Below are 26,011 nucleotides of genomic sequence, written 5' to 3' on the forward strand. Positions count from 1 at the left end.
GTTTTCTTCCTCGTTATAATTGATTGGCAGTTAAATAGTTAGTTAAACGTTCTAAGACAATTTTGTAACCAGTCAAGACATCCCCACTTTGTTGCCGAAAAATATCTTTATCCAGTGAAGCACCTGTATTTAAATCAACGAGGCGCATATTATCTGGGGATAACTCATCTGCTAAAATCAGCTGATTCGTAGCCGTGTAGCCAAATTCTAATTTAAAGTCAATTAGTTTAATATCGATGGCTCTAAACGCTTCCGTAAGTATTACATTCACCTGATCCGCAATCACTCGTAACTCATCTAATTCACGTTGTGGCGCGATGTTGAGTGCGACCAATTGCTCATCATTCATGAAGGGATCATCGAGTTCATCACTCTTGTAATAAAATTCGTGAACCGCCGGCCGTAGCTCCATCATTGGTGCCACACCATATCTAGTGACAAAATGTCCCGCCGCAAAATTCCGCACAACAACTTCAACCGGAGTAATCTTAACCTTGGTGACTAATTCGTCGGTTGGGGATAATTGTTGCTGATGATGATTGGTAATTCCTTGAGCAGTTAAATAATTAAACAGCAAGGCAGAAATTGCGCTGTTAATCCGACCTTTATCCGCAATTTGTTCTTTACGCTTCCCATTCAAAGCCGTGGCTTGGTCTAAATAATGAATCCAAAGTACATCGGCGTTATCCGTCGTAAAAACTTGTTTTGCTTTACCTTCATAGATGAGCGTTCGTTTTTCCATCATTCCCCCTTATCTGTTAACCAATCAATATTTTTACTAATTGCGATTTCCCCTAAAACTGTGAAATGACCAAGTTTACGCATTGGTCGAATTTCACCCTTCCCATAATCATGAAAATGCCATTCTGGGTGCGCATGTAATGCTAGTCGTGCTCGGGTCAGTTGTGTGCCTAACAAGTTAATCATCAATGCCGGCTTCATCAATTCAAGTGGTTGAATTGGTAAGCCGACAATACTGCGAATATGACCTTCAAATTGCGAAACATTCATCGCTTCAATTGAATAGTGACCTGAATTATGGGGCCGTGGTGCTAATTCATTAACTAAAACTTGCTGGTCGGCGGTCACAAACATTTCAATTCCCAATACACCGCGAAGGTCTAACTTGTTTGCGAGCTTCGTTGCAATCGTATCAATTTGCATTTGAACACTAGGGGCAACTAAGGCGGGCGCTAGTGTTTTTTGTAACACATGCTGGGCATGAAAATTTTCAACAACCGGCCAAATGTGAACTTCGTCATTCCCATCGCGAGTCACCATCACCGATACTTCTTTGATAAAACTTGTTCGCTGTTCCAAGATTGCGGGCACCGCAGCGTATAGATCACTGGCAGCTTGTAAATCATCAACATTAGCAATATCACGCTGCCCATGTCCGTCATAACCACCCGTGGTTGTTTTTAAGATTCCTGGCAAAATTGCTTTGATTACTGCTTCACTTGGCAGATGCTCATCAATTACCAGAAAGTTAACCGTGGGAATGCCTAATTCGTGCAGGAACGTCTTTTCCGTAATCCGGTTCCGTGTTACACGTAATAATTCAGTACCTTGTGGGATTTCGGTGAATGGCAGTACTTGCGTTAGCGCTGCCAAATCAACATTTTCAAATTCATAAGTTAGGACATCACTGCGTTTGGCTAAGTCAGTTAACGCGGCTAAGTCATCGTATGGTGCATTGATTTCAAAATCACTAACTTGTCCTGCCGGGCTAGCTGGTGTTGGATCTAACACACCCACTTTATACCCCATTGCCTTAGCACTTTGAGCTAACATCTGCCCCAACTGACCGCCACCAATAATACCAATCGTTGCTGGTGGTAAGATTGTTTTAATCATCCAGCTGTGCCTCGCTTTCAATTGAAGCTTGGGTTTGGGCTGCCCGAAAGTCCATTAATGCTTGGGCTACGGTATTATCTTGCAAAGCAATAATTTGGCTTGCTAAGATCCCCGCATTTTTTGCGCCAGCATTGCCAATCGCAACCGTTGCGACAGGCACGCCTGCTGGCATCTGTACGATTGATAACAATGAGTCAAGACCATTCATTGCTTTACTCTGAATTGGTACCCCAATAACAGGCACTGTAGTATTTGCCGCAAGCATGCCTGGCAAATGGGCCGCCCCACCAGCACCCGCAATAATCACCTGTAAGCCACGTTCATTAGCAGCTAGTCCAAATTCTTGTAACTGTGCTGGCATCCGATGTGCTGAGATAATTCTTTTTTCAAACGTCACACCTAATTGAGATAATATGTCTGTCGCCATGTGCATCGTTGGCCAATCCGAAATTGATCCCATAACTACTGCAACCTGAACCATCAATTCAACCCCGCTCTCTAACGTTCGTGTTTCATTCCGTATTTTTCTATCCACGGACAATGTTAACGTAGTTTTTCGTAATTTTCAATACTTTTAACGTACGTTTTTTCGCTATCTTTTCTTTAATGTTCGTTTTTAGATTAAAACCAATCCAACAATCCCCCTAAAAACACCCACGTTCAGCCATTTTGCCAAACCTGCATCGCGAACGATTTTATCAATACTTTACACACTTTACACATTTAGTACCCCACTCCAAATCCATCAGCTTATACTACAGTTTCATTTACGCTAACCACACCATAGGTCGCAATGGCATGGAAAAAAACTGACAATAGAAGCCCAATAATTTAATAATTGAAAAGTACGGAACCGACAATCCCACGCTAGAATAAATGGCTAAATTTTTTCTAGCGTAGAATTTGGATATGTGTCTCAGATTGATTCCCACTACGATGCTGGAACCAGTCTGGACACCGTGATGGAAGACAAGCATTTGAAGCCACAGTGCGGTCTTCAAATGTTTGCGAAGCTTGGTTCGCTAACGCGGCAACCATCTTCACAAATCCATAATCAGTAACGAAACCCGTTACTGATTATGCCATCACGGTGCGAGCTAAAGTCCAGCCTGGTTCCAGCCTCTTCGTTAGTTTGCGTAGATATTCTGACTAGTAATATGCCGTAATCCTTGTCGCTGCAAGTTTAGCGATAATTCCACGCTTATCTAGCGGAGTGACTGAAAATCACATTGTGGCCGCTAGGCTTTACACCGAAATGGGACTAACTTGACATCATATGTCAGGTTAGTCGCTGAGGGTAGATGAGCAGTCTTTTGGCTTTAGCCATTAGACTGCCAGCTATCCCGAATTGCCCAAGACCGCCCTTTGGCTTGGGCATGTGCTTCCATCTCGGTGCACAATGTGATTTTCAGGCACGCAGTGGCATCATACATCTCATCGGATTTTATAAATTCCACGTCAGACGAAATAGAGCCGAATAAATAGAATCAAAAATCCGACGCAAAAAAGCCCGATTTCTCCTTCCGCTGAAAGGTAGAAATCGAGCTTATTAACGTGTGATTAAAAGGGTGCCAAACGCCCTGATTGATTTATTTAACCCACCCTATTGTATTATTATTTGAAAAAATCACCGTAGTTAACTTTGTGCGCTTTTGACTTAGTTAGTACTCGTGTTCCAGTGTAATCTGCACTAATCATTAACAAAGCAGCTTTTTTCTTGCCACCAATTTTAACTTTTTTAGTGCGGAATGAGAACCCGTAATCTGAGTAATTAATGCCCAATTGGTGGACATTGCTACCAGCAATTTTACTTGAATAGTAGTTAAAGCCACCCTTACCAAGTTTATTAGTTTTATTATCAATCTTTAAAGTGTTCTTAGTAATCTTCATGGTGTGTTTTTTATTTTTCTTATCAAAGAAATACCATGTCCCACGAAGGCTTTTATGAATTGCTTTAACTTTCTTCGGTGCTTTTTTGCTAGCAGTTGCTTGCGCTGCTTCAACATTCATTGTTGCTGAAACGCTTCCAATACATACTGCTGCTAACATTGTAATAACCATCAATAGTGTTGTAATCTTTTTTGTCATTTTCATAATAATTCCCATCCCCTGCAGTTAATTTACCTGCTTACTTAATATATCTATTGTAACCTAAATGAAATGTTTTTGAAACATCAATTAACAAAAATTGAAATATAATCGCAATAAATTCACATTTACGCACTAACAACCCCGTTTATATCAGCATTTTTGGTAACGGTAATGCAACCAAACACATTGTTATTTTGTAACATTAATGTGTAATAATAATAGCGGTCAATATTAAGACATTCATAGCTAGGCAGAAATTGCGCAGTTAATTGTTTTATATTAAGAATTCCAAGATGCGTACGTTATCAAACTGCGCAAGAAAGAGCACAAAAATGAAAATAAAATTAGTACACATCATCAAAGCCAGCCTTGCCAGCGTAGTCATCATCAGTGGGCTTGGCATTAGTAGTATTGCTACTAATGTTCATGCCGCTACGACAACCAACAAAGTAACATACTTCAAGGCAAAAAATAAGGTTAAGTATGTTTTCGTTAAATCAGCCACGAAGACATATAAAGATGTCAATTTGAAGAAAAAACCAACTAAAATCAAAATCAACAGCTACTACAAAGTAAAATCCCTCAAGAAAAACAAAAAAGGCACTATGGTTTTCCGCTTATCAAATGGTAAATATGTGGTAGCAAAAAAGAATACTTTAGGTAAAGTCACCACAAACATTGCCAAGTACTTATTTGATAAAAAAGGGAGTACGGTGCAACTAACCAAAAAGTTATATGTCTACCCTGACGTTAAGTTTGTCAAAGCAACCCGTTTGAGCCCCTTGCCTGTCGATACGCAACTCAAGATTACAGCTGTTGATTGGACAACTTCTGGCTACCCACGTTTAAAGGTTAAAGGCGGCTACATCAGTAGTGCCAAGACAGCTGTTAAATTGGTTGTACCACCAAAACCGGCCGTTGTCATTAACTCGACTAATGCGATTAACCAGTATATCCAACAAAACTATTTCAAAAAGAATGCGCCAATTTCATCAAAAATTTGGTCAAAATTCCCTAAAAATAAATACCGTAAAGGTGCTGGTAAGCCTGAAGGTGTGGTGGTTCACGAAACGGCTAATCCCAATTCGACTATCAACAACGAAATTAGTTATATGAAGTCGCACTACCAAAATGCCTTTGTTCACACTTTCGTTGATAACAATAATATTATTAACATTGCTAACACAAAATATTTAGCTTGGGGTTCCGGTTATCAAGGTAACCAACGCTTCGTGCAATTTGAACAAGTTCGGGTGCACTCAAAAGATGCGTTTGCCCAAGAAATCAATAATGCCGCCTATTACACGGCTTATATTTTGAAGCAATATGGATTAAAACCATCACTAGCAACATCTAAGGGGTCTGGTACAGTTTGGTCACACCACGACGTTTCTAAGTGGTTGGGTGGTACTGACCACACCGATCCCGATGATTATTGGAAGCAATCAGCAAAAACATGGTATAGCACCACTTATACCATGAGTGATTTCTTACCAGTCGTCCAAGCCTACTACAATTCACTATAATCAATCCCGTTACATTAAGTTAATAGTAAGTCGCATGAAAGGCACTTTAAAACCTTTTGTGCGACTTACTTTTTTTTGTAAACAAATTGTCATCTTCCAAGCCATTAATACATGCACAATGTCGCTACCTTGTAACATTCATGTGTCATAATCGTCTTAATTTAGAATTTATTGTAATTCAAGCGTTATTATTTTGGTTGTGTTTTATATTCCTTTATAATTATTATTAGTTAACGATGTTCACCTATTTTAACGGTGAACCAGAAAGAGTAGGCTTTTATGAAATCAAAATTATCAAAATTTATTAAAATTAGCTTGGCCAGTGGTTTAATCTTTTCAAGTGCAATCACTATCAGCCAAGCTAATCACGATAATAACCAAGCATCCGCGGCAACAACCGCCATTGTATATTACAAAGCAAAAGATAAAGTTGCCAATATTTATTTAAAAAAGAATACTAAAAGCTACTCAAATTTGGCAATTAACCAAAATCCACAAACAGAAAAGAAGAACACGCTTTTAGCTGTTAAAGCGTTGACGGCAACCGCTAAGAAACGAGTGCCCGTTTTCTTACTTTCAAATGGTCGCTATATCCGTGCAAACAAAGCTACCCTTGGTAAAGTAACTCCAAAAATTGCTAACTACTTATATTCAGCAACTGGCACGATGCAACTCAATAAGCAAACATATTTATACAACTCAACTACTTTTGCCACCACTAACCGTGTTAGCAAATTAAAAGCTGGTACGCAAATAACCATCAAGGGTATCGCTTGGAGTTCAAATGGCTATCCACGGCTCAAAATTAAAGGTGGCTATGTAACTAGTAGCAAGACAACTGTCGGTGCTGTCCAAACGCCCGCAACTACTGATTCAACACCTGCTACAACTGCGCCGGTCGCTACTGCCCCAGCTGCAGTAACAACGCCCCCAGCACCAGCCGTAGTTACGATTGATTCAAGCAACCAAATCAATAAGTATATTCAAGCCAACCACTTCAAGCAACCGGCTAAAATTACATCAAGCATCTGGTCTGGTTTCCCAAAAAACAAATACACGACTAGTAACGCAAAACCAAATGGAGTTGTTGTTCATGAAACAGCTAACCCCACTTCAACAATTACTGGCGAAATTTCTTACATGAAGGCGCACTATACGAATGCCTTTGTCCACAGTTTCGTCGATGATAACAATATTATCAATGTCGCCAACACAAACTACTTGGCTTGGGGTTCTGGTTACTATGGTAATCAACGCTTCGTGCAATTTGAAGAAGTTCGCGTTCATTCAAAGGATGCCTTTGCTAAAGAAATCAACAATGCCGCTTATTATACAGCTTACTTGTTGAAGGAATACGGCTTAAAGCCTTCCTTGGCAACTTCAAGTAAAACTGGTACTGTTTGGTCACACCACAACGTTTCCGACTGGCTTGGTGGTACTGATCACACCGATCCAGATGGCTATTGGGCAACCTCAGCCAAAACATGGTTTAACACTACCTACACGATGAAAGACTTTTTGCCAATCGTCCAAGCTTACTACAATTCATTATAATCAACTAAAAAACGTATGCTACCCAATCTAAAATTGCGGTAACATACGTTTTTTGGTGCTATTTATTCTAGCGTGGGATTCTCATTTCTGCACTTTTGTTTAAGAATACTCACGTACCACGGAATCTACCTTGGGCAATTGAGCGCATCACAAAATCAGCGATAACTGATTTGATTGAATCAACATCCTACGACTACTTTTTACTAGTTTGAGAATTATTACTAACTAACGCAGTGGCTGGAAATTGCTTGGCGGGCGCAGCCTTTACACAGCGACTGGGGGAATAAGATGAGGGCTCTTAGGAATTTATTCCTTAGAGTCCCAGCTTATCCGAACCTCACAAGACCGCATTTTGGCTTGTGAGGTTGCTTCCAGCGCAGTGCGCCAAGTAATTTCCAGACACGAAGTGGCAAATCTTATTCAATCCCACGTCAGACGGGATAGCGCCCGTTTTTTTCTGCAGTTATGCCACAGCGTACTCTGACACTTTCACATCAAAATTTTCCGTCAAAAATTCGTGGCACTTATTATTAAACATAAAACGAATACTTTGAACTTGATATGGTTTACCACTCAAATCAGCGATTTGACCTTGTTTCAAAATATCTTCTAGTTCACTACATTCAAAATCGGCCCGAAAACCAACTTCATTTTCTTGATCAACTTCACCATTTTGCTTAATTGATTGCGCCACCAAGATGACATTTTCACGTTGCAATTTCACAAATGTTAATGCATTTGTGGATGACGACGGCCCGTCATCATCCACCTGGGTAACAGAAAGACTAATCATCATAATTTTCCTCCAAAGTTTCTTCTTTAATTTTAGTATATCAGTTTGCTGTGAATATTTTGCGAAACCATTTTACTTAAAATGCGTTGTAATGGCACATGATTTACTTTTTTAGTGTTTTAATTCAAATTGCGACCGCATGTTTACCGATGCTTTAGTACCTAATTCACAAAACGTTCACTTTCGCTTCACGGACACTTCGTCTAACGACAGTTTTTTCTTCAAAGATGGTAAAATAGAGGTAGATACTTAGGGGTCACCTAAACGATTGTCCAAATCGACGCCTAAATTAAGCCACTTATGAATGAGCCCCACATACGCTACACTTTCAGGTCGCTATACGGGCTCCTGAACCCAACAAAGCTATGAAGGAGGATCCAATCATGAAAAAGCAAATTTTGCTTCTACCCCTCATCACTTTTGGTTTATTTATGAGTTTCAGCTATTTCCAAACTACTGGAACTCATTTAACCGCCAATCACGGTACCATCTATTCTAAAACAATTAGCATTCCTGAACTTGGTGCTATCCAAGTCGAAGCAGCTGAAGAAGAATCGACATTAGACATGCCCATCACTCGTGGGAGCGCGCGCAATTACTTCACCCAAAATGAAAGTACACATGTTTTGAGTAATCAAAATGTTAAATACATGTCGCACCTTCTACAACGGTCAAAGGATGGCGATGAACGTTTTGAAGCGCATGTTACTAAAAAACAAAAAAGAAATACCATTACAATTAGGGGTCATCGCATCCCTTGGGTTGCCGATCATCAAGCCAAAGCAGCACCAACTAATGCCGCTGGGGTTTGGTTTGGTACAGGCTCAACCACTGATAAAAAAACATCCCACTTTATCGGCCACAATCCTGGGCTCTTCCATCCTGTGATGTCATTACACAAGGGAAACCCTATAACAGTCGTTGATGGCAAAGGCCACAAACGTACGTATCATGTCACTAAAGTCATTAACATGTACGATTGGGGTGCCGATGTTAGAACCAATAAAAACGAAGACTACGATATTTTAGAAACACCTGGCGAACGAATTACGTTGCAAACTTGTATTACGGACAGCATTAATCGAATCGTCTTCGCAAGCTAACTTCCAAGTGATACATTTTTCTCGTCACTGCAGCCATTATTTATCAAGGAGGCACCTACTTCATGCCCACATTTACAGAATCAAGAAAACCCCCGATACTGGATTCAATCCAATACCGAGGGTTTATTTTATTTGATTAAACTAGTTAACGATTTTTTAAAGCGCGTTGAATTTCACGATTTTGATCACGTTTCTTAAGATCATTGCGCTTATCAAATTCGCGTTTACCTTTGGCAGTACCAATTAATACCTTGGCAAAACCATTTTTTAAGTAAACTTTCAATGGCACAATCGTAATCCCTTTATCTTGAGTGATTTTCGCCAATTGGGTAATTTCTTTTTTGTGGAGGAGTAACTTGCGCGGACGCATTGGATCCACATTAAATTGATTACCTTCTGCAAAAGACGCAATATTCACATTCATTAAGGTTGCTTGACCATTACGGATGGTAACAAAACCATCCCCAATCGTAATTTTGGCCGCGCGGACTGATTTGATTTCAGTTCCCGTTAATGACATGCCGGCCTCAAACGTATCAAGGATTGCATAATCATGGCGCGCTTTTTTGTTTGTAGCTAGGTAATCATTGGTTGGCTTGGGCTTTTTTGCCATTACTAGACCTCCCTTACTTGTGATTGCATAACACACGTTTGCTGAACGCCACTTTTATTTTTGGCCGCCCTTATTGCCTGCGTTACCACCACGTTTGTCAGTGCCACCGCCGCGGTTCTTATCAAAGCCACGGTGTGATGATTGACCAGAACGTGAACCAAATGAACGACCACCACTGTGACGGTTATCGCCACGTTTAGGACCATCGCCATTACGATGTGGTTTCTTGTCACCACGGTTACCAAAGGCGCCGCGGTTTTCTTCAGGTGCACGTAATGCGGTTGTAGGTGCTGCCTTTGGATTAACTAAGACAAAATCCAGGGCGCTTTGTTCTTTATCAACCCGCACTAAGCGAACGCGAACTGTTTGACCAATTTGGAAAATGTGGTGACCACGACGACCAACTAAAGCCATGTGTGATTCGATAAATTGGTAGTAGTCATCCGTCATATTTGAAATGTGGATTAAACCTTCAACCGTGTTTTCTAATGACACAAACATCCCAAATTTCAAGACTGAATTAATTACCGCATCAAATTCTTCACCGACATGTTCTTCCATGAATTCAGCCTTCTTCATAGCAACTGTATCACGTTCAGTATCGACCGCACGACGTTCTTTTTGTGATGTTTCTTCACCAATGGTTGCCAACTTGTCACGGTACTTCGCAGTTGCTTCTTCACCCATCCCGTTTTGTTCGTACCACTTAATCAAACGGTGAACCGTCAAATCCGGGTAACGACGAATTGGTGAGGTAAAGTGGGTGTAGTATTCTGCTCCCAAACCAAAGTGACCAACTGGTTCATTTGAGTATTTAGCTTGTTTCATCGAACGCAGCATCATCGTTGATACCATTTGTTCTTCAGGTGTCCCAGCTAATTCCTTCAAAATGCTTTGGAATAGTTTAGGTGACAGTTTTGAAACATCGCCCTTTACTGGGTGACCTAAGGCAGTCACAAATTCAAAGAAACTCTTCGCACGTTCAGCATCGGGAGTTTCGTGAATCCGGTATAAGAATGGTACATGCGCCTTATCAAAGGTTTCGGCAACCGTTTCATTTGCGGCTAACATGAATGATTCAATCATCCGTTCTGATAAACCACGTTCTCGAATTTCGATATCAGTTGGTTTACCATCTTCATCGACAATAATTTTAGCTTCAGGTGCGTCAAATTCAATCGCACCACGACGTTTACGCATTGCTACCATGATTTCGTGTAATTCTTGCATGGTTTCAAACATTGGAACTAATTCTTGGTATTCTTCAATGGTTTCGGCATCGTGGTCCGTTAAAATTGCATTGACAGCCTTGTACGTCATACGTGCATGCGACTTCATTACTGAAGTGTGCAAACGACTGTTAACAATCATCCCATGATGGTCGATTTCCATTTCAGCTGACATTGCCAAACGTTCCACACCAGGGTTCAATGAAGCAATCCCGTTTGAAATATTACGTGGCAACATTGGAATCACGCGATCAGTCAAGTAAACTGATGTACCACGATTATATGCTTCGCGGTCAAGTGGAGTTCCTTCAACGACATAGTTTGAAACATCGGCAATGTGAACTCCTAAGTGGAAATTACCATTATCAAGTTTCCAAACTACCACGGCATCATCCAAATCCTTTGATGAAATATCATCAATTGTAACCAATGGTTGGTCGGTAATATCTTCACGACCCACGCGTTCAAAATCTTGCACTTCATCAGGAATTTGTTGTGCTTGGTCTAACACATCTTGTGGGAATTCGTGAGGTACATCGTGATTGTAGACAATTTGTAAAATATCAATACCAGGTTCATCCTTGAAACCAATCACTTCAGTAACTACACCAACCATAATTTTTGGGGCTTCATCAGTTGGGTAAGTCACCACATCAGCAGTCACAACTTCCCCGTCTTGAGGATGTAAGCCTGAATCCTTAACTAAGAATTCGTATGACATAATTTTTTTGTCAGTTAAGCGAATTGAACCGATGTAACCGGCTTTTTCAGAACCTGCTGAGAAAGCACCCACAACTTTTTCATATTTGCGGGTAATAATTTCGGTAACCTTACCTTCAGGACCCTTAGCGGGATCATTTGACTTCCGGGTAATTTCAGCTTGTACTTCATCGCCGTTCAATGCGTGTAACGTATTGGCTGGGCTGACAAAGATGTCTAAAGCATCTGCATCAAAGTTAACAAAGCCAAAGCCCTTGTCATTACCATGGAAAATCCCAATTACGACATTTTCAGGCGCAAATTGAAATTCCCCAGCTTCATTAACCGTCACTTTATGGTCACGTTCCAATTGGGCTAGTGCTTGGACAACCTTCGTAAATGCATTAGCATCATCGAGACGTAAGCCATCAGTTAACACCTGTGCTGAAAAGCTTTGGGTGTGGTTAGCCTTCAAAAAACTAGCTAGTTGTTCTTGTAAATTTTGTTCGTTCATGAAAATCCTCTTTTTTCTCTCATCTAAAGTTTTTAGAGATTGTCATCTAAGAAGGCTAAAACATCATTTTCCAGCGCATGGTGCGCACTATTAACGGTTAAGACATGACCAGCTTCACTGTACAGATGAAAAGTCACTGGTACCCGTAACGCTTCTTTTAACATCTCAGCGCTACTTGGATCAATCATTTCATCTGCAGTTCCTTGGGCAATAAAGAACGGCTTCGTAATTCGTTCAACCCGTGCGGCTGTTTGATTAGCGAGTGTCTCCATCACTTTTAGTTGACCGCCGACGTATGTTTGCAAGAAAACATCGTTTTGCGCGATTGTTGTCTTGGACAAATTTTCAGCTTGATATGTCAAATTAGCATATTCAACAAATTTTTCAGGCATATGATTGTTCCCGCTAAACATTACGGGGGCCGCAATTGTGCCACCGCAACGAATTTCAGCGCACTCTTCCATTGCGCGTGTCGCTAAGATACCGCCAAATGATAAACCGATTACCGCAATATCCTTATAGCCACGATCCCGAACAAAACTGACTGAATCCCGCGTGTCTTGTAACCATTGATCCAAGCCACCTTCAGTTAGGATATCCCGTGGTTCACCGGTTCCGTGCCCCGTCAAATTCCGACAATACACAGCATAACCTTGCCGTTCTAAAAAACGGCCAAGTAAACGCATATCGTTGGCTGAGCCTGCATAACCATGCAATAACACCACTGCTTTATTGGCATTTTTTCCTTCAAAGAAAAATGTTTTTGGTTTTTGATACATGCTAAATACCTCATTGTCTGAATATATCCAATAGATCCCTAACAATCGTATCTCTTCCCTTACTCCGGTAATAAACTACCACTGCTCAACACCTTTTATCAATTCTCAACAGGCGTTAGGCGCTGATAAAAAGTATCAAGGGCAAGCGGTAATTTACTGCCACTCCCATTATACAACAAATTCGGACCTGGGACAAAACTCGGTTGCGCCCCACGTTGATTCCCACTACGTGTCTGGAACCAGTCTGGACACCGTGATGGAAGACAAGCATTTGAAGCCACAGTACGGTCTTCAAATGTTTGCGAAGCTTGGTTCGCTAACGCGGTAACCATCTTCACAAATCCATAATCAGTAACGAAACCCGTTACTGATTATGCCATCACGGTGCGAGCTAAAGTCCAGCCTGTTTCCAGCCACTTCGTTAGTTCGAGCAGAAAACCAAACTGGTAATATGCTGTAATCCTTGTCGCTGTGGGTTTAGCGGTAATCAATAATTCCACGCAGTGGCATCATACATCTCATCGCATTTTATAAATTTCGTGTTAGACGAAATAGAGCCGAAAACGGCTCTATACTTTTTACTGTTGGTGGAGAAATCCGTCAGCAGTTTTTTATGTTCTTCGCGAGGGTGGAGCAAAGCGACAGATGAGCCTAGAATAGATAATTATGTACAAAACAAAAAGGACATATTAAATGTCCAGCACCACGTTCCAACCGACAAAAATCAAAAAGTATGCGAGGTTATTTATTATGTCCCAAGACAATTGTATCTTACGTGAGTTAAATTTAAAAGATAAAAACATCCATTTTACCGACAATGAAGCAGGAGAATGGAACTATTTTGATTATCGTGGTCGCGGAGACAAACGACATAAATGCTTAATTTATACCGCTAATTTAACCTATTCCGTTAGCCAATGCAGTGACTGTGGTTTTCGTGATTGCGTCGAGCACTGGGGGTGGACTTCAACCGAGATGCGACTCACTGGCACGAGCTTGTGGGATGTGCGCTTAGCGCTGCGTAAACAACGTTTTCACTGTAAGAATTGTGGTAATACATTTACAGCAGTGTCATCCGACTTCGAAAAGAACTGCCAAATTTCACGAAACACGAAAGTAATCGTAAAACAGAATCTAAACGAAGATATGATGACAGAAAAAACTGTAGCTAAGCACCTTCATATCTCACCTAATTCTGTACAACGAATCGAATATGACGCAATATACGAAGGCGGACAATACAAGTATCAATACAATTTTAAAAACAACATTACCGAAAGCTATTTCCATGGATGAGTTCCCGCTCAGCCAATGATCAGTTTAGCTTTTTGGTGTGATGCCACTTCAATCAAGCAATTTGAAGTACTGCCCAATCGACTAACAAAACAATCAAACAATATTTTCTTGGATTTCACTAGCTAATCGGAGCGTGTTAAGCACGTTTGCATGGATAATGAACGCTCAATACGCCAGTTTTCATTAAGTTCTTATTTCGAAACGCAGAAAAATCATTATCGACGGCTTCCATATCGCTCAGCGTATCGGTAACGCCTTGGATAGTGTTCGTAAGAACATTCAAAAACGCATTGATGATAAACAAAATAATCGAGCCTATAAAATCATGAAGAGTCAATGGAAAATCTTCCACATGATGTATGAGGATCTCGAAAAAACGAAACCTTATTACATGCGTGGAATTAATGAATATCTAACACAAGAACAAGCGATTGGCATCGTCTTCGACGAATATCCTGAATTTGGTCAGGTTTGGACTGCATATCAGGAAATTATGAAAGCAATGCATAACAAAGATTTATCAGGTTTCGAAGACATCATCACTCATTACACGATTATGGGAAACGATATGGACAGCGCAATTTCGACTTTCGCCAAGAATTATAAGGGAATTCAAAACAGCATCACCTCGAACTATTCAAATGGACGTGTTGAAGGTATGAACCACAAAATCAAACAGCTTAAACGTAACTCGTGTGGTTACAAAAATATGGCTCACTTACTCTGGCGAATCCGTCAGATTTTTTAAGATGTCCCAATCTCCATTTATTTGGCTCATATGTCACTTCGTTCCATCCTCGCAAAATAAACAAAAAAGGAACTAGAATCCATTAAGATTCTAGTTCCAAAATAGTCCTACCAACAGAATTTGACACAGAGCCCCGAAAACAGTAGTGTGAATACGGAATACAATAAAACCCCCAGTAAATGAATACTGAGGGCTTTAATCGCAATTATTTGTGTGCTGATAAGTAAACTAATGCTAAGGCAATTACAAAGAATAATGTACCTAAGACAGCCGTTGCACGTTGCATTACGGCTTCAAAGCCGCGGGCTTTCTTTTCCGCAAACAAGTCACCGGCACCACCAGTAAGTGCGTTCATTGCGTCTTGTTGTTTAGAGGGTTGCATCATAACTGCGACAACAATTAAGACACTAACCACGATTAATAATGCTAAAAGAACGTTATACACCTTTGCGGCCTCCTTTTTTCTCGTCTAATGACAATTCATTTATATACTTTATCATAATTTATGCCGCTAAGCTATGACTATTTGATGAAAAATACCGAATTAATAGGCTTTGTTAGCATTAATGCCATTCACAGCTCAGCTCATGGTCATTAATCAGGCCAGCACCTTGTAAATATGAATACATTGACACTGGTCCTAAAAACTTGAATCCTTTTTTCTTGAAGGCTTTTGCGACGCTTTCAGATAAATCATTCTTAGTCGGAATATCCCCCATCACGGTAATTTTGTGATCAATCGGGTTATCAGCAACGAAACTCCAGAAAAATTTAGCAAAGCTGCCATACTCTTGTTGAATCGCCAAAAATGCTTGGGCATTCGTAATTGTTGCCTGTAATTTCATGCGATTACGAATAATACTAGCATCATCCATTAATAGCTCAACGTCATCACTTGTCATCGCCGCTACCTTAGTGACCTCATAATCATGAAATGCCCGGTGAAATGCGTCGCGCTTATTAATGACTAATTGCCAGCTCAATCCAGCTTGGTAGGTTTCCATGCATAATAATTCAAATAGTTCATGATCATCATACAGGGGCTGCCCCCACTCTTCGTCATGATACCGATAATAAGCTTCATTACCAACCTCAACCCATTCGCACCGTTTCCGATTATCCATTATGTTTCCTCATTTTTTATAAGTAAGTACCATATTCATTATTAAGTACTGATTGTAACATTTGGGCGTGCTGTTGGTTATAAATTTCTGGTAAATCATCGGGACTAAACCAAGCTAAATCAACAGTTTCATGTGAACTTGGCTTAAGCTCACCACTGATGTATTCCATTTCAAAGAAAAACGCTGGGGTTTGCGCTTGGTCGCCATTTTCATAAGTTACATAATAATCCGTAAAGACACCAATTAAATGTTTAATCCGCACATTCAAACCGGTTTCTTCTTGGTATTCTCGAATTGCCGTATTTTCTGCTGATTCACCATATTCCATATTACCGCCAGGAAAGCCCCACTTAAAGCCTTCTTCACGCCGTTGTAATAAAATTCGTCCTTCTTGGTCGCGCAAAGCACCACCAGCAACCGGAAGAATAACTGGCATGTTACCAACTTTAGCTCGTAATTCGTGGATATATTCTGCCATCCTGACACCTCAATTTCATTATTTTTAATATTTTCTAGTATACCGACTAATTTTGAAGAAATATCGAGTGAATCAAAAAAATCATTAAATTCTGGAATTGCGTACTAGTGCAACTACCTTACTTTGTTGCGATACTTTCCATGAATTTTTGCAGCTCAATTTCCAACGTATCATAGGCAACTTGTTTATTAGCTAATTCTTTTTGCAATGCATCTAACTCAGCCTTTGTATCATTAATTGAAATTTGTGCTTGTTTAAGTTCTTCAATTTTACTTGTTAATAATGCAAACACTTCTTCATCGGTCATATTTTCCATTTTCCACACTCCATACTTTGGTCGCTCAGTGCGCCCGTTTATTTATATTTATTTTAGCATACGTCAATACAAAAAAAGCCCCACAAATACATTGTAAATGTATCGTGGGAGCTTTCAAACTAATTCATGTTAAGCATTCTTAAGTTCGTTCAAACGTGCTTCAGTTGCTGCTAACTTGTTTTTCCAGTCAGCCAACTTAGCTTGTTCTTCAGCAACCACAGCTTCAGGTGCATTAGCAACGAAACGTTCGTTACCAAGCTTACCTTCACCACGCTTCACTTCACCTTGGAATTTTTTAGCTTCACCTTCAAGACGCGCAATTTCGTCTTCAATGTTAATCAATTCTTCCAATGGTACATAAATTTCAGCACCAGTGATAATTGCAGTCATTGCCAACTTAGGTGCTGCCACATCGGCACCAATTTCGATGGCCTTAGGGTGCGCAAAACGGTTGATGTAGTCCGTATTTTCGTTGAAGATTGCTTGCAACTCAACATCAGCGGTCTTAATCAACAAATCAATTGGTGTTGACATTGGCGCATTAGCTTCTGAACGAATATTCCGGACAGCCGTAATTAAATCAACGAGGCTTTGGAATTGCTTTTCAGCAGCTGGATTATTCAATTCAGCCTTCACTTCAGGGTAAGCTGCAATCATCAATGATTCACCATCATGTGGCATCGTTAACCAAATTTCTTCCGTAACGAATGGCATGATTGGGTGCAAGAGCCGTAATGTTTGATCAAGTACGTAGGCCAAAGTGTTTTGAACGTTGTGTTTAGCGGTTGCATCTTCACCATTCAAAGTTTCCTTGGTCATTTCAATGTACCAGTCGGCAAAATCATTCCAGATAAAGTTGTACAATGAACGACCAGCTTCACCAAATTCAAACTTATCAAACATTTCAGTAACGTGTTCGATTGTCGCGTTCAAGCGTGAAAGAATCCACTTGTCAGCCAATGAACGATCCTCAACTGCTGGCAATTCTGCCTTCGTGTCATCATCAAGGTTCATGATTACGTAACGTGACGCATTCCAAATCTTGTTGATGAAGTTCCATGCAGCGTCCATCTTTGTGTATGAGAAACGCACATCTTGACCTGGTGTTGAACCCGTTGAAAGGAACCAACGAAGTGCATCGGCACCGTATTTTTCAATGACGTCCATTGGATCAATCCCGTTACCGAGTGACTTAGACATCTTACGGCCTTGTTCATCACGAATCAATCCGTGAATCAAGACATTTTCAAATGGGCGACGACCAGTGAATTCCTTAGATTGGAACATCATGCGGGCAACCCAGAAGAAGATAATATCGTAACCTGTGACAAGGGTTGAAGTTGGGAAGTAACGCTTGAAATCTTCAGCGTCAACATCTGGCCAACCCATTGTTGAAAATGGCCACAAGGCACTTGAGAACCAAGTATCCAAGACATCGGCGTCTTGTTCCCAGTTTTCAATGTCAGTTGGTGCTTCTGTACCAACATAGGTTTCGCCAGTTTCCTTGTTGTACCAAGCTGGAATTTGGTGGCCCCACCATAATTGACGTGAGATAACCCAGTCGTGAATATCATCCATCCATGAAGTGAACGTATTTTCAAAACGTGGTGGGTAAAAATCAACGCGGTCATCACCCTTTTGCATATCCAAAGCTTGTTGCGCAAGTGGCTTCATCTTAACAAACCATTGGGTTGAAAGACGTGATTCAACTTGCACACCAGTCCGTTCAGAGTGACCGACTGAGTGCACAATTGGTTCGATGTTAATCATGAAATCGCCGGCTTCAAGATCAGCCACGATGGCTTTACGTGCGACAAAACGATCCATGCCGTTGTATTTGCCAGCACGTTCGTTCATTGACGCATCATCGTTCATTGTGTTGATACGTTCCAAGTTGTGACGGTTCCCAACTAAGAAGTCGTTAGGGTCGTGGGCTGGTGTAATCTTAACCATCCCCGTTCCAAATTCAGGATCAACGTATTCATCCGCAATAATTGGCACTTCACGGTTAACCAATGGTACGATAATTGTCTTACCAACTAAATCCTTGTAACGTTCATCTGAAGGGTGCACAGCAACAGCTACATCTCCCATCATCGTTTCAGGACGCGTAGTTGCGATTTCGATGTAGTGTTTACCATCATAAGTTACGTCATCATCCGCAAAGGCATACTTGACGTGGTAGAACGCACCTTCATCGTCTTGGTGGATAACTTCAATATCTGACAAAGCAGTGCGCGCTTGTGGATCCCAGTTAATGATGTATTCACCACGGTAAATTAAGCCCTTGTTGTAAAGTTCAACGAAGACCTTCTTAACAGCATCTGAAAGACCATCATCAAGCGTGAAACGTTCACGTGAGTAATCCATTGAAAGACCAAGTTTACCCCATTGTTGTTTGATAATAGAAGCATATTCGTCCTTCCATTCCCAAACTTGGTCGATAAACTTTTCACGGCCCAAGTCATAACGTGTCACACCTTCGTCACGTAAACGAGCTTCAACCTTGGCTTGTGTTGCAATACCTGCGTGATCCATACCTGGTACCCATAAAGTATCGAAGCCTTGCATCCGCTTTTGACGAACTAACATATCTTGCAAGGTCGTATCCCAAGCATGTCCTAAGTGCAACTTACCAGTAACGTTTGGTGGTGGTAAAACCACTGAGTAAGGTTTTGCTTTTTTGTCGCCAGAAGGCTTAAATAAACCAGCATCGTTCCACTTAGCATAACGGCCAGTTTCAACGGCAGTTGGGTCGTACTTGGTTGACATTTCAATATCTTTAGCCATGAATAAATCCTTTCTATATTCACAGGTGATTTGTACCACACTGTAAGTTAATTAACAATTTTTAGTTTTTGCATGTGATAGCGACAAAAAAAGGCTAAAATTTTTCTAGCGTGGAATTTGGATATGTGTCTCAGATTGATTCCCACTACGAGGCCGGAACCAGTCTGGACACCGTGATGGAAGACAAGCATTTGAAGCCACAGTGCGGTCTTCAAATGTTTGCGAAGCTTGGTTCGCTAACGCGGTAACCATCTTCACAAATCCATAATCAGTAACGAAACCCGTTACTGATTATGCCATCACGGTGCGAGCTAAAGTCCAGACCGGTTCCAGCCTCTTCGTTAGTTTGAGTAGGCAGTCTGACTAGTAATATGCCCTAATCCTTGTCGCTGCAAGTTTAGCGGTAATCAATAATTCCACGCTTATCTAGCGGAGTGACTGAAAATCACTTTGTGGCCGGCAGGCTTTACACCGAAATGGGACGTGACACCACGTGTCGAGTTTGTCGCTGAGGGTAGATGAGTAGTCTTTTGGCTTTAGCCATTAGATTGCCAGCTATCCCGAATTGCTCAAGACAGACATTCAGCCTGGAAGGCTAATCTAATCGGTTTTTGATTAGATTCAGTTGTTTGTTGCAAACAAACTGCTGGAATGTTTTGCGTTGCCGTACCTCAGGCATAAGCAAGCAGCTTGGGCATGTGCTTCCATCTCGGTGCACAATGTGATTTTCAGGCACGCAGTAGCATCATACATCTCATCACATTTTATAAATTCCACGTCAGACGTAATAGAGCAAAAAAAAGCCGCCCCGATTGCATAAACAATCAGGACGGCTTTTACATTTAAAGTCGTGGTACCACCTGAGTTGAGTAGTTAAACTACCCCACTTTGACGGATGATATCGGCACGTCACGCCGTTTAACCTTACTATTAGTTCAGGTCAAAATATAAGTAAGCTACCTTCAAATATGCTCTTGGAAAACTCGCACCAACCGTTTTCTCTCTAGACAAGTGACACATTCTAATCCTCTTACATGAATGTAAGTATCTTAACATCAAATGCCAGTTTGTGCCAGTAAAAATTACTTTGTCAAAATTTGGTCTAACTTCGTCCGGGCATCCTTGTAATTAGGTTCGTCAGCAATTTCTGAAACGATTTGACCGTAAACGACAACGCCTTCAGCATTGATAATGTAAATTGCCCGAGCGTCAAAACCAGTAGCTGTCACGAATAAGTTCATCGCATAGCCAAATGATTCTTCGACGTCTGAAAGCATCCGCATGTTTTCAACACCTTCAGCAGCACACCAAGCTGATTGTTCAGCCACTGTGTTAGTTGAAATCGTAACGAAGTTGATGTCTTTGTATTGATCAACAACGCCGTTGAAATGCTTAGTTTGTAGTGAGCAAGTATTAGTGTTAATGTCTGGCACAACACTAATCAACGTAACTTTACCAAGTAAATCAGCAGTCTTAACCTTGTTACCATCCTTATCAAGAACCTTAAAGTGTGGCAATTCCATTCCAACTGAAATTGGTTCGCCAACTGTTTCAATGAATTCGCCGTTTAATGTAATTTTCATGTTGTTTACCTCTTTTTATTTTCAATACATTCATTTTAACACGTTCTACATTAAATGAATGTGAAAATGAATGCGTTTTCTTGTGAACATTCATCGTTCAGCTGTACTGAAACATCCGACTTATCATGCTAAAATTAAAATATTATTGCTGAAACATTCATTTCTGGGGGAATATATTATGGAAAATTCACAACCATTACCACAATTAATTACACGCGTTTGGCTTCAAGCCCGCGGTCTTGTCCTAATTTTTGCCATTGCATTTCTTGCTGTATTACTTGTTTTGGTACACGTTTACCTCACTAATTTCATTTGGTTAGCGTTTCTGCTTGGCGGCTTAGCCATCATCGGTGCCCTAGTGGATTTAGCATTAATTCCGTATCACTACCGTTTCTGGCGGTATCTGATAACCGATGATTTTGTATTCATCCAATCGGGCTACTTTTTTCGAACCCAACAAACCATTCCGATGAATCGGGTTCAAAATGTTGACTTGAACCAAGGACCGCTCTTACGCTTGGCCCACCTAAAAGAATTAGAAATTGTCACCGCCGCCAATAGTTTTACGATTGATGCGGTCACGGAAGTTGAAGCAAACCAATTACGTAATCAATTAATTGCAACTGCTAGAAAGGCGCGTGACGAAAATGCCTAGACACCAACACTTTCTAACGCTCGTACTCACAATACTGCGGTCGACTTTTAACATTCTGATTGCGCTGTTAATCCTCATCAAATTCACCACGCATTTATCTGGCTGGCTCTGGTTACTACTAATCATTGTTCTAGGCGTGGTATTACCAAGTTGGCAATACATGCTAAACCGCTACACTTTCACGGCCAATGATGTTCATCTGCAATCCGGTTTATTTTGGAAAAAGGACGTGCATATTCCGTACGAACGAATTCAAACTATTCAGCGAAAGCAATCACTGCTGTACCAAATTTTTCGGCTAGCACGCGTAACTATCGACACTTCCGGCAAATCAAGCGGTGAAGCTGAAGCGGTTCTCCCTGGGGTTAAACTTAGCGTTGCTGATGAACTCGAGCTGCTACGTGCACAACATCATCAGGCACCTGTTACACCGGTTGTGCTATGGCCACAAAACATAAAAGCAGTGCCAGTAAGCCAACCAAACTATACGATTTCGCCAAAGAATCTGTTCATTTATGGACTAACCTCTTTAGGCATTTTACCAATCCTGATTGGAGTCTGGTTTGTCTATGACCAAATTGGAGACCTACTACCAAAAAGATATGCACATTGGCTCGTAAATAATTACCAGCATGGCACTTGGCAAGTCCTATTAGCCGTTATCTTGCTTATTTTCATCCTTGCGGCCTTAATTAATTTGGTAAAAACGGTAAATAAGTACTACGGCTTTAACATCACTCGAACTGACCATGCCGTTGAGCTGCAACGTGGTTTAATTAATCACGCAACGGTGCATTTCGATACCCGCAAAGTTCAAGCCGTCCAGTTCGAACAGTCACTTTTACGCCGAGCATTTCATTTAGTCACCGTCAAAGTATTGTTGGCCTCAAACGCTGCCGATGATGAAAGTGAAGCTGAACTAACGATGATTCCCGTAATTCCCATGAAATCACTAACTAAGGTTATGCCAAGTTTATTACCCGATTTTGACTACGGGATTCCGCAACAATTCACCAGTTTACCCAACGAGCGTTTCTGGTATTTCTGGCGCATTCGCTTATGGTGGTTACTTTTAGTACCGGGAATTGAGGCTCTGTGGCTGTGGCACTATCAATTACTCGCAATTATTACATTAATCGTACTGATTGCTTGGTTCACAAGTCTCGCGTGGTTTGCCAATCACGATGTTGGCTTAGCCATTATGGCTGACCAATTGCTGTTGCAAAAAGCTAGAAATTTCAAAAAGACTTGGACCTTAGTTAAGCACGTCAAGATTCAATCCTTAGCCATTAACCAATCGCTTTGGCTGATCAATAGTGATATTGCCCACCTATCCGTTGATGTTCGGGCAGCCAATTCAAGTCATTCGATTGATTTACGTTACCTGAATTTAGCTGATACTTTAGCCGTGCAAAAATGGTATACCACCACTTCGCTGAACTAGTCATTGGGACATAGTGTGCTTTGCTTTGGTAAATACAAAAAATCCAGCCCTGAATCAGAGCTGGATTTTTATTTACATTTCTTCACTGCGGTGTTCAACACCCGAACTATTATCTGTTACATATACTTCACGTGGCTTTGAACCATTTTGTGGCCCGACAAAACCTTGTTCTTCGAGTTGATCCACAATCCGGGCGGCACGATTATAACCAAATCCGAAACGGCGTTGGAGTAATGATGTTGACGCTTTTTGTTCTTTCATAATGAATTGAATTACTTCATTCCATTGTGAATCATGTTGTTTATTATTTGGTTCATCAGCATCCGCATCTTCCGCTTCCGTTTCGATTTCCTTAGTTAGGGAATCGTCATATTCCGCCTCCGTTTGGGCCTTGATGAAATCAACCAAGTTAACAACATCTTGATCTGATAAGAATGCCCCTTGCACACGTTGTGATGACTTACCCGAAGGTTCAAATAACATATCCCCATGGCCAAGTAATTTTTCGGCACCATTTTTATCCAAAATTGTCCGTGAATCCATCCCCGAAGCAACGGCAAACGCAATCCGTGAAGGCACATTGGCTTTAATCAAACCAGTGATGACGTCGACCGTTGGACGTTGCGTTGCTAGAATCATGTGAATTCCGGCGGCCCGACCAAGTTGTGCAATCCGGATGATTGGTTGTTCAACTTCTGACTTAACTTGAATCATCAAATCCGCCATTTCATCAACAATCACGACAATATGTGGCATTTTCGGATTGCCTTCACTGTGTTCGGCGTTATACTCTTCGATTTTCTTGTTGTATTCATCAATCTTACGAACCCCAACGGTTGCGAGTAATTTGTATCGATCATCCATGATTTTTGCAACCTTTTGTAAGGCTCGAGCGGCTTTACGTGGTTCAGAAACCACTGGTGTCAGCAAGTGCGGAATATCGTTATACACTGATAATTCCACTTGCTTTGGATCGACCATCACCATTTTTAATTCGCTGGGTTTATTTTGCATTAACAATCCAGCAATAATTCCGTTAATCGAAACTGATTTACCAGAACCGGTTTGGCCGGCGATTAGTAAGTGCGGCATCTTCGTGATATCCGCCATGACGACGTCACCCGTCAAACCGCGACCAAGTGGCACGGTCATACGGTCTTTTTCATGCTTGGGTGCACTTTCCATTAAGTCACGGAAACCAACCATTGCTTGTTGTTGGTTCGGTACTTCAATCCCAACCAATGATTTACCCGGAATTGGCGCTTCAATCCGAACACTCGTTGCGGCTAAAGCTAACGCCAAATCTTGTGCTAAACCAGTAATCTTATTCAAACGCGTTCCAATTGCTGGTTTAATTTCATACTGCGTAACTGTTGGTCCTAATGCCACGTTTTCAACGGTGACATCAATCCCAAACGACTTCAATGTTTGTTGTAATAAGACAGCTTTTTCTTTGATGGCATCATAATCACCCGTCTGATCGGTCGCTGGCACATGTGCGAGCAACTCAGTCGTTGGTAAGACATAGTCACTGTCATCAACAATCTTAGGCTGTAAACTGCCCTCGGCTTCATCCGCCTCGGGCGCCTTAACTTCTTTATCACGAATTGCATCAACGTGTGAAACCATTTCTGCTTGTGGTGCCAAGCGATCTGCCGCGGAACTAACTTCCGGAAAAATTGGGTCAGAATCACTGGTATCTGCCGCACTCATCGGAGCTGATACCGGCTTAGGCGTTGGCATCGCTTGCTTTGGTTCAGCTGGTTGCCTACGCGGTTCTGGTTCAAAACTTGGCGCCGGTTTAGCACCAGGCCAGGTAATATTCGGTTCAACTGGCTCTTCTTTGACAGCTGATTTTGCTTGTGGCTGATTTAGGGCATCAATATCAAACGGTTCATCAAAATCATTTGATGTATTTGCGACTAAACTTGCTTGATTTTTTTGTGCTACCAATTCGGCATCGTTAAGTTTGGGATCATTCATCACCCCACTGATGCGGGCTTGACGCTCGGCTTCACGGGTTGCCGCAATTTCTTCGCGCATTTGTTCTGAACGCTCTTGCATCTTAGTGCCCATTGCTTGCGTTGCTTTGGCTGTTTTTTGCCCTGCTAATCCCAAGCCATTAAATACAACGCCCAGCATCGCTTGCAACGGTAAATTAAAGAATACAATAATACCGCCAATGATGAAAACCAATGCAATTAATATTGTTCCCCAATTTGAGAAGAGTGGATAGGTCACACTGTACATAAACGCGCCCAGTGCACCGCCACCAATTCGTGTGGTCGTCGCTTGATTAGCAAAATCCGAGCGAACCATGTTTCCAATCACTTTAACCATTTCGCTATGGGTGTTCATGCGGTTAAACAAATTCATCGATGACCACAAGATTGCGCCAAGATATGTTAGCACTAAACCAAGGTAAAACCGATTCTTTATTTTTAACCATTTACCATATACCGCAAAATAAACAAAGAAGCCTGCCAGGATTGCCGCAAAAACTTGATATGAACCTCCCAGACCGTATCGCAAACAGTTAGCGAGGAATACACCTACGACACCAGTTTGAAAAATTGCTAATGCCAAAATGAATAACACCACAATCCCAATTAAATTATTTTTATATTGAAACGGCTCGCGTTTGGTAGCCGTTTTACGTGGTGCGGGTTTACGCGGCGTCTTCGCTTTCGTTGTTGTGCGCGGTTTACGTTTTGTTGTTGTAGTTGCCATATTTATCCTTTCCGTGACATGTAGCCACTAAACTCAATTAACCTCATTGTAACAAGCAAACGCGTCCGTTAGTATCCCGGACGCGTATG

22 protein-coding genes and 1 other annotated feature are annotated in these 26,011 nt (G+C 41.3%); of the genes, 7 read left to right on the forward strand and 15 right to left on the reverse strand.

Annotation, left to right across the window (positions count from 1 at the left end; genetic code table 11):
- Positions 1 to 13 precede the first annotated feature (13 nt).
- The 4 genes from EQG49_RS03000 to EQG49_RS03015 form a co-directional block, all read right to left on the reverse strand.
- Complete coding sequence (locus EQG49_RS03000) at positions 14 to 742, reverse strand: phosphoribosylaminoimidazolesuccinocarboxamide synthase (protein ID WP_133362574.1); 729 nt, start codon at positions 740 to 742, stop codon at positions 14 to 16.
- Positions 742 to 1,857 (reverse strand): 5-(carboxyamino)imidazole ribonucleotide synthase, encoded by a 1,116-nt coding sequence (gene purK / locus EQG49_RS03005; protein WP_133362575.1) that lies wholly within the window; start codon positions 1,855 to 1,857, stop codon positions 742 to 744. The genes EQG49_RS03000 and purK overlap by 1 nt, the downstream gene beginning before the upstream one ends.
- Complete coding sequence (gene purE / locus EQG49_RS03010) at positions 1,850 to 2,338, reverse strand: 5-(carboxyamino)imidazole ribonucleotide mutase (protein ID WP_133362576.1); 489 nt, start codon at positions 2,336 to 2,338, stop codon at positions 1,850 to 1,852. The genes purK and purE overlap by 8 nt, the downstream gene beginning before the upstream one ends.
- A gap of 1,133 nt (positions 2,339 to 3,471) precedes the next feature.
- Positions 3,472 to 3,951: a hypothetical protein gene (locus tag EQG49_RS03015; protein ID WP_133362577.1), complete on the reverse strand. Its 480-nt coding sequence runs from the start codon at positions 3,949 to 3,951 to the stop codon at positions 3,472 to 3,474.
- 329 nt (positions 3,952 to 4,280) lie between these two features.
- Here EQG49_RS03015 and EQG49_RS14145 point away from each other — a divergent pair, with 329 nt between their 5' ends.
- Positions 4,281 to 5,474 carry a DUF5776 domain-containing protein gene (locus EQG49_RS14145; RefSeq protein ID WP_243115739.1) on the forward strand — a complete coding sequence of 398 codons (1,194 nt, stop codon included), beginning with the start codon at positions 4,281 to 4,283 and terminating at the stop codon, positions 5,472 to 5,474.
- 279 nt (positions 5,475 to 5,753) lie between these two features.
- Positions 5,754 to 7,028, forward strand: coding sequence for a DUF5776 domain-containing protein (locus tag EQG49_RS14110; RefSeq protein WP_341472811.1), 1,275 nt, complete (start codon positions 5,754 to 5,756; stop codon positions 7,026 to 7,028).
- A 463-nt stretch (positions 7,029 to 7,491) separates the two neighbouring features.
- Here the strand turns inward: EQG49_RS14110 and EQG49_RS03030 are convergent, their stop codons facing one another.
- Complete coding sequence (locus EQG49_RS03030) at positions 7,492 to 7,824, reverse strand: hypothetical protein (protein WP_133362578.1); 333 nt, start codon at positions 7,822 to 7,824, stop codon at positions 7,492 to 7,494.
- Positions 7,825 to 8,204: 380 nt separating this feature from the next.
- Between EQG49_RS03030 and EQG49_RS03035 the strand changes: the two genes are divergently transcribed.
- Positions 8,205 to 8,924, forward strand: coding sequence for a sortase domain-containing protein (locus EQG49_RS03035; protein ID WP_165964745.1), 720 nt, complete (start codon positions 8,205 to 8,207; stop codon positions 8,922 to 8,924).
- 145 nt (positions 8,925 to 9,069) lie between these two features.
- Here the strand turns inward: EQG49_RS03035 and smpB are convergent, their stop codons facing one another.
- The 3 genes from smpB to EQG49_RS03050 are packed head-to-tail and all read right to left on the reverse strand — an operon-like array spanning position 9,070 to position 12,758.
- Entirely contained in the window at positions 9,070 to 9,537 is a 468-nt protein-coding gene (smpB, locus tag EQG49_RS03040) for an SsrA-binding protein SmpB (RefSeq protein ID WP_133362580.1), read from the reverse strand.
- A 54-nt stretch (positions 9,538 to 9,591) separates the two neighbouring features.
- On the reverse strand, positions 9,592 to 11,979 hold the full coding sequence (gene rnr, locus EQG49_RS03045) for a ribonuclease R (protein WP_133362581.1): 2,388 nt from the start codon (positions 11,977 to 11,979) through the stop codon (positions 9,592 to 9,594).
- A 32-nt stretch (positions 11,980 to 12,011) separates the two neighbouring features.
- Positions 12,012 to 12,758 (reverse strand): alpha/beta hydrolase, encoded by a 747-nt coding sequence (locus EQG49_RS03050; protein WP_133362582.1) that lies wholly within the window; start codon positions 12,756 to 12,758, stop codon positions 12,012 to 12,014.
- 750 nt (positions 12,759 to 13,508) lie between these two features.
- On the opposite strand from EQG49_RS03050, the gene EQG49_RS03055 reads away from it, so the two are divergent.
- Together EQG49_RS03055 and EQG49_RS03060 are read left to right on the forward strand one after the other, a co-directional pair.
- Complete coding sequence (locus tag EQG49_RS03055) at positions 13,509 to 14,054, forward strand: hypothetical protein (RefSeq protein WP_133362583.1); 546 nt, start codon at positions 13,509 to 13,511, stop codon at positions 14,052 to 14,054.
- A 217-nt stretch (positions 14,055 to 14,271) separates the two neighbouring features.
- Positions 14,272 to 14,802 (forward strand): transposase, encoded by a 531-nt coding sequence (locus EQG49_RS03060; protein ID WP_279232832.1) that lies wholly within the window; start codon positions 14,272 to 14,274, stop codon positions 14,800 to 14,802.
- A gap of 205 nt (positions 14,803 to 15,007) precedes the next feature.
- On the opposite strand, the gene secG is transcribed toward EQG49_RS03060, so the two are convergent.
- The 6 genes from secG to EQG49_RS03090 all read right to left on the reverse strand — a co-directional run bounded on the left by secG (position 15,008) and on the right by EQG49_RS03090 (position 21,093).
- A complete protein-coding gene (gene secG / locus EQG49_RS03065; RefSeq protein WP_133362585.1) occupies positions 15,008 to 15,247 on the reverse strand; it encodes a preprotein translocase subunit SecG in 240 nt (79 codons plus the stop codon).
- 118 nt (positions 15,248 to 15,365) lie between these two features.
- Positions 15,366 to 15,926: a DNA-3-methyladenine glycosylase I gene (locus EQG49_RS03070; protein ID WP_133362586.1), complete on the reverse strand. Its 561-nt coding sequence runs from the start codon at positions 15,924 to 15,926 to the stop codon at positions 15,366 to 15,368.
- Between the two features lie 16 nt (positions 15,927 to 15,942).
- The gene (locus EQG49_RS03075; RefSeq protein WP_133362587.1) at positions 15,943 to 16,404 is read right to left on the reverse strand and encodes an NUDIX hydrolase; all 462 of its coding nucleotides are present in this window, start codon (positions 16,402 to 16,404) and stop codon (positions 15,943 to 15,945) included.
- Positions 16,405 to 16,522: 118 nt separating this feature from the next.
- Positions 16,523 to 16,720: a hypothetical protein gene (locus EQG49_RS03080; RefSeq protein ID WP_133362588.1), complete on the reverse strand. Its 198-nt coding sequence runs from the start codon at positions 16,718 to 16,720 to the stop codon at positions 16,523 to 16,525.
- Between the two features lie 129 nt (positions 16,721 to 16,849).
- The gene (locus EQG49_RS03085) at positions 16,850 to 19,510 is read right to left on the reverse strand and encodes a valine--tRNA ligase (RefSeq protein ID WP_133362589.1); all 2,661 of its coding nucleotides are present in this window, start codon (positions 19,508 to 19,510) and stop codon (positions 16,850 to 16,852) included.
- Between the two features lie 822 nt (positions 19,511 to 20,332).
- Positions 20,333 to 20,558: a binding site (T-box leader), on the reverse strand.
- Between the two features lie 34 nt (positions 20,559 to 20,592).
- On the reverse strand, positions 20,593 to 21,093 hold the full coding sequence (locus EQG49_RS03090; RefSeq protein WP_133362590.1) for a thiol peroxidase: 501 nt from the start codon (positions 21,091 to 21,093) through the stop codon (positions 20,593 to 20,595).
- Positions 21,094 to 21,271: 178 nt separating this feature from the next.
- Between EQG49_RS03090 and EQG49_RS03095 the strand changes: the two genes are divergently transcribed.
- Together EQG49_RS03095 and EQG49_RS03100 are read left to right on the forward strand one after the other, a co-directional pair.
- Complete coding sequence (locus tag EQG49_RS03095) at positions 21,272 to 21,748, forward strand: PH domain-containing protein (RefSeq protein WP_165964746.1); 477 nt, start codon at positions 21,272 to 21,274, stop codon at positions 21,746 to 21,748.
- The gene (locus EQG49_RS03100) at positions 21,741 to 23,192 is read left to right on the forward strand and encodes a PH domain-containing protein (RefSeq protein WP_133362592.1); all 1,452 of its coding nucleotides are present in this window, start codon (positions 21,741 to 21,743) and stop codon (positions 23,190 to 23,192) included. Before EQG49_RS03095 ends, EQG49_RS03100 begins: the two co-directional genes overlap by 8 nt.
- Positions 23,193 to 23,264: 72 nt before the next feature.
- Here the strand turns inward: EQG49_RS03100 and EQG49_RS03105 are convergent, their stop codons facing one another.
- Positions 23,265 to 25,922, reverse strand: a complete 2,658-nt coding sequence (locus EQG49_RS03105) for a DNA translocase FtsK (RefSeq protein ID WP_133362593.1) — start codon at positions 25,920 to 25,922, stop codon at positions 23,265 to 23,267.
- Between the last annotated feature and the right edge of the window lie 89 nt (positions 25,923 to 26,011).

The sequence above is a fragment of the Periweissella cryptocerci genome, assembly GCF_004358325.1.
GTDB lineage: Bacteria > Bacillota > Bacilli > Lactobacillales > Lactobacillaceae > Periweissella > Periweissella cryptocerci.

What these genes read in the sequence shown, in the direction of transcription:
- EQG49_RS03000 (WP_133362574.1), bottom strand. Translation starts at nt 742, where the DNA reads ATGGAAAAACGAACGCTCATCTATGAAGGTAAAGCAAAACAAGTTTTT.
- purK (WP_133362575.1), bottom strand. Translation starts at nt 1,857, where the DNA reads ATGATTAAAACAATCTTACCACCAGCAACGATTGGTATTATTGGTGGC.
- purE (WP_133362576.1), bottom strand. Translation starts at nt 2,338, where the DNA reads ATGGTTCAGGTTGCAGTAGTTATGGGATCAATTTCGGATTGGCCAACG.
- EQG49_RS03015 (WP_133362577.1), bottom strand. Translation starts at nt 3,951, where the DNA reads ATGAAAATGACAAAAAAGATTACAACACTATTGATGGTTATTACAATG.
- EQG49_RS14145 (WP_243115739.1), top strand. Translation starts at nt 4,281, where the DNA reads ATGAAAATAAAATTAGTACACATCATCAAAGCCAGCCTTGCCAGCGTA.
- EQG49_RS14110 (WP_341472811.1), top strand. Translation starts at nt 5,754, where the DNA reads ATGAAATCAAAATTATCAAAATTTATTAAAATTAGCTTGGCCAGTGGT.
- EQG49_RS03030 (WP_133362578.1), bottom strand. Translation starts at nt 7,824, where the DNA reads ATGATGATTAGTCTTTCTGTTACCCAGGTGGATGATGACGGGCCGTCG.
- EQG49_RS03035 (WP_165964745.1), top strand. Translation starts at nt 8,205, where the DNA reads ATGAAAAAGCAAATTTTGCTTCTACCCCTCATCACTTTTGGTTTATTT.
- smpB (WP_133362580.1), bottom strand. Translation starts at nt 9,537, where the DNA reads ATGGCAAAAAAGCCCAAGCCAACCAATGATTACCTAGCTACAAACAAA.
- rnr (WP_133362581.1), bottom strand. Translation starts at nt 11,979, where the DNA reads ATGAACGAACAAAATTTACAAGAACAACTAGCTAGTTTTTTGAAGGCT.
- EQG49_RS03050 (WP_133362582.1), bottom strand. Translation starts at nt 12,758, where the DNA reads ATGTATCAAAAACCAAAAACATTTTTCTTTGAAGGAAAAAATGCCAAT.
- EQG49_RS03055 (WP_133362583.1), top strand. Translation starts at nt 13,509, where the DNA reads ATGTCCCAAGACAATTGTATCTTACGTGAGTTAAATTTAAAAGATAAA.
- EQG49_RS03070 (WP_133362586.1), bottom strand. Translation starts at nt 15,926, where the DNA reads ATGGATAATCGGAAACGGTGCGAATGGGTTGAGGTTGGTAATGAAGCT.
- EQG49_RS03075 (WP_133362587.1), bottom strand. Translation starts at nt 16,404, where the DNA reads ATGGCAGAATATATCCACGAATTACGAGCTAAAGTTGGTAACATGCCA.
- EQG49_RS03080 (WP_133362588.1), bottom strand. Translation starts at nt 16,720, where the DNA reads ATGGAAAATATGACCGATGAAGAAGTGTTTGCATTATTAACAAGTAAA.
- EQG49_RS03085 (WP_133362589.1), bottom strand. Translation starts at nt 19,510, where the DNA reads ATGGCTAAAGATATTGAAATGTCAACCAAGTACGACCCAACTGCCGTT.
- EQG49_RS03090 (WP_133362590.1), bottom strand. Translation starts at nt 21,093, where the DNA reads ATGAAAATTACATTAAACGGCGAATTCATTGAAACAGTTGGCGAACCA.
- EQG49_RS03095 (WP_165964746.1), top strand. Translation starts at nt 21,272, where the DNA reads ATGGAAAATTCACAACCATTACCACAATTAATTACACGCGTTTGGCTT.
- EQG49_RS03100 (WP_133362592.1), top strand. Translation starts at nt 21,741, where the DNA reads ATGCCTAGACACCAACACTTTCTAACGCTCGTACTCACAATACTGCGG.
- EQG49_RS03105 (WP_133362593.1), bottom strand. Translation starts at nt 25,922, where the DNA reads ATGGCAACTACAACAACAAAACGTAAACCGCGCACAACAACGAAAGCG.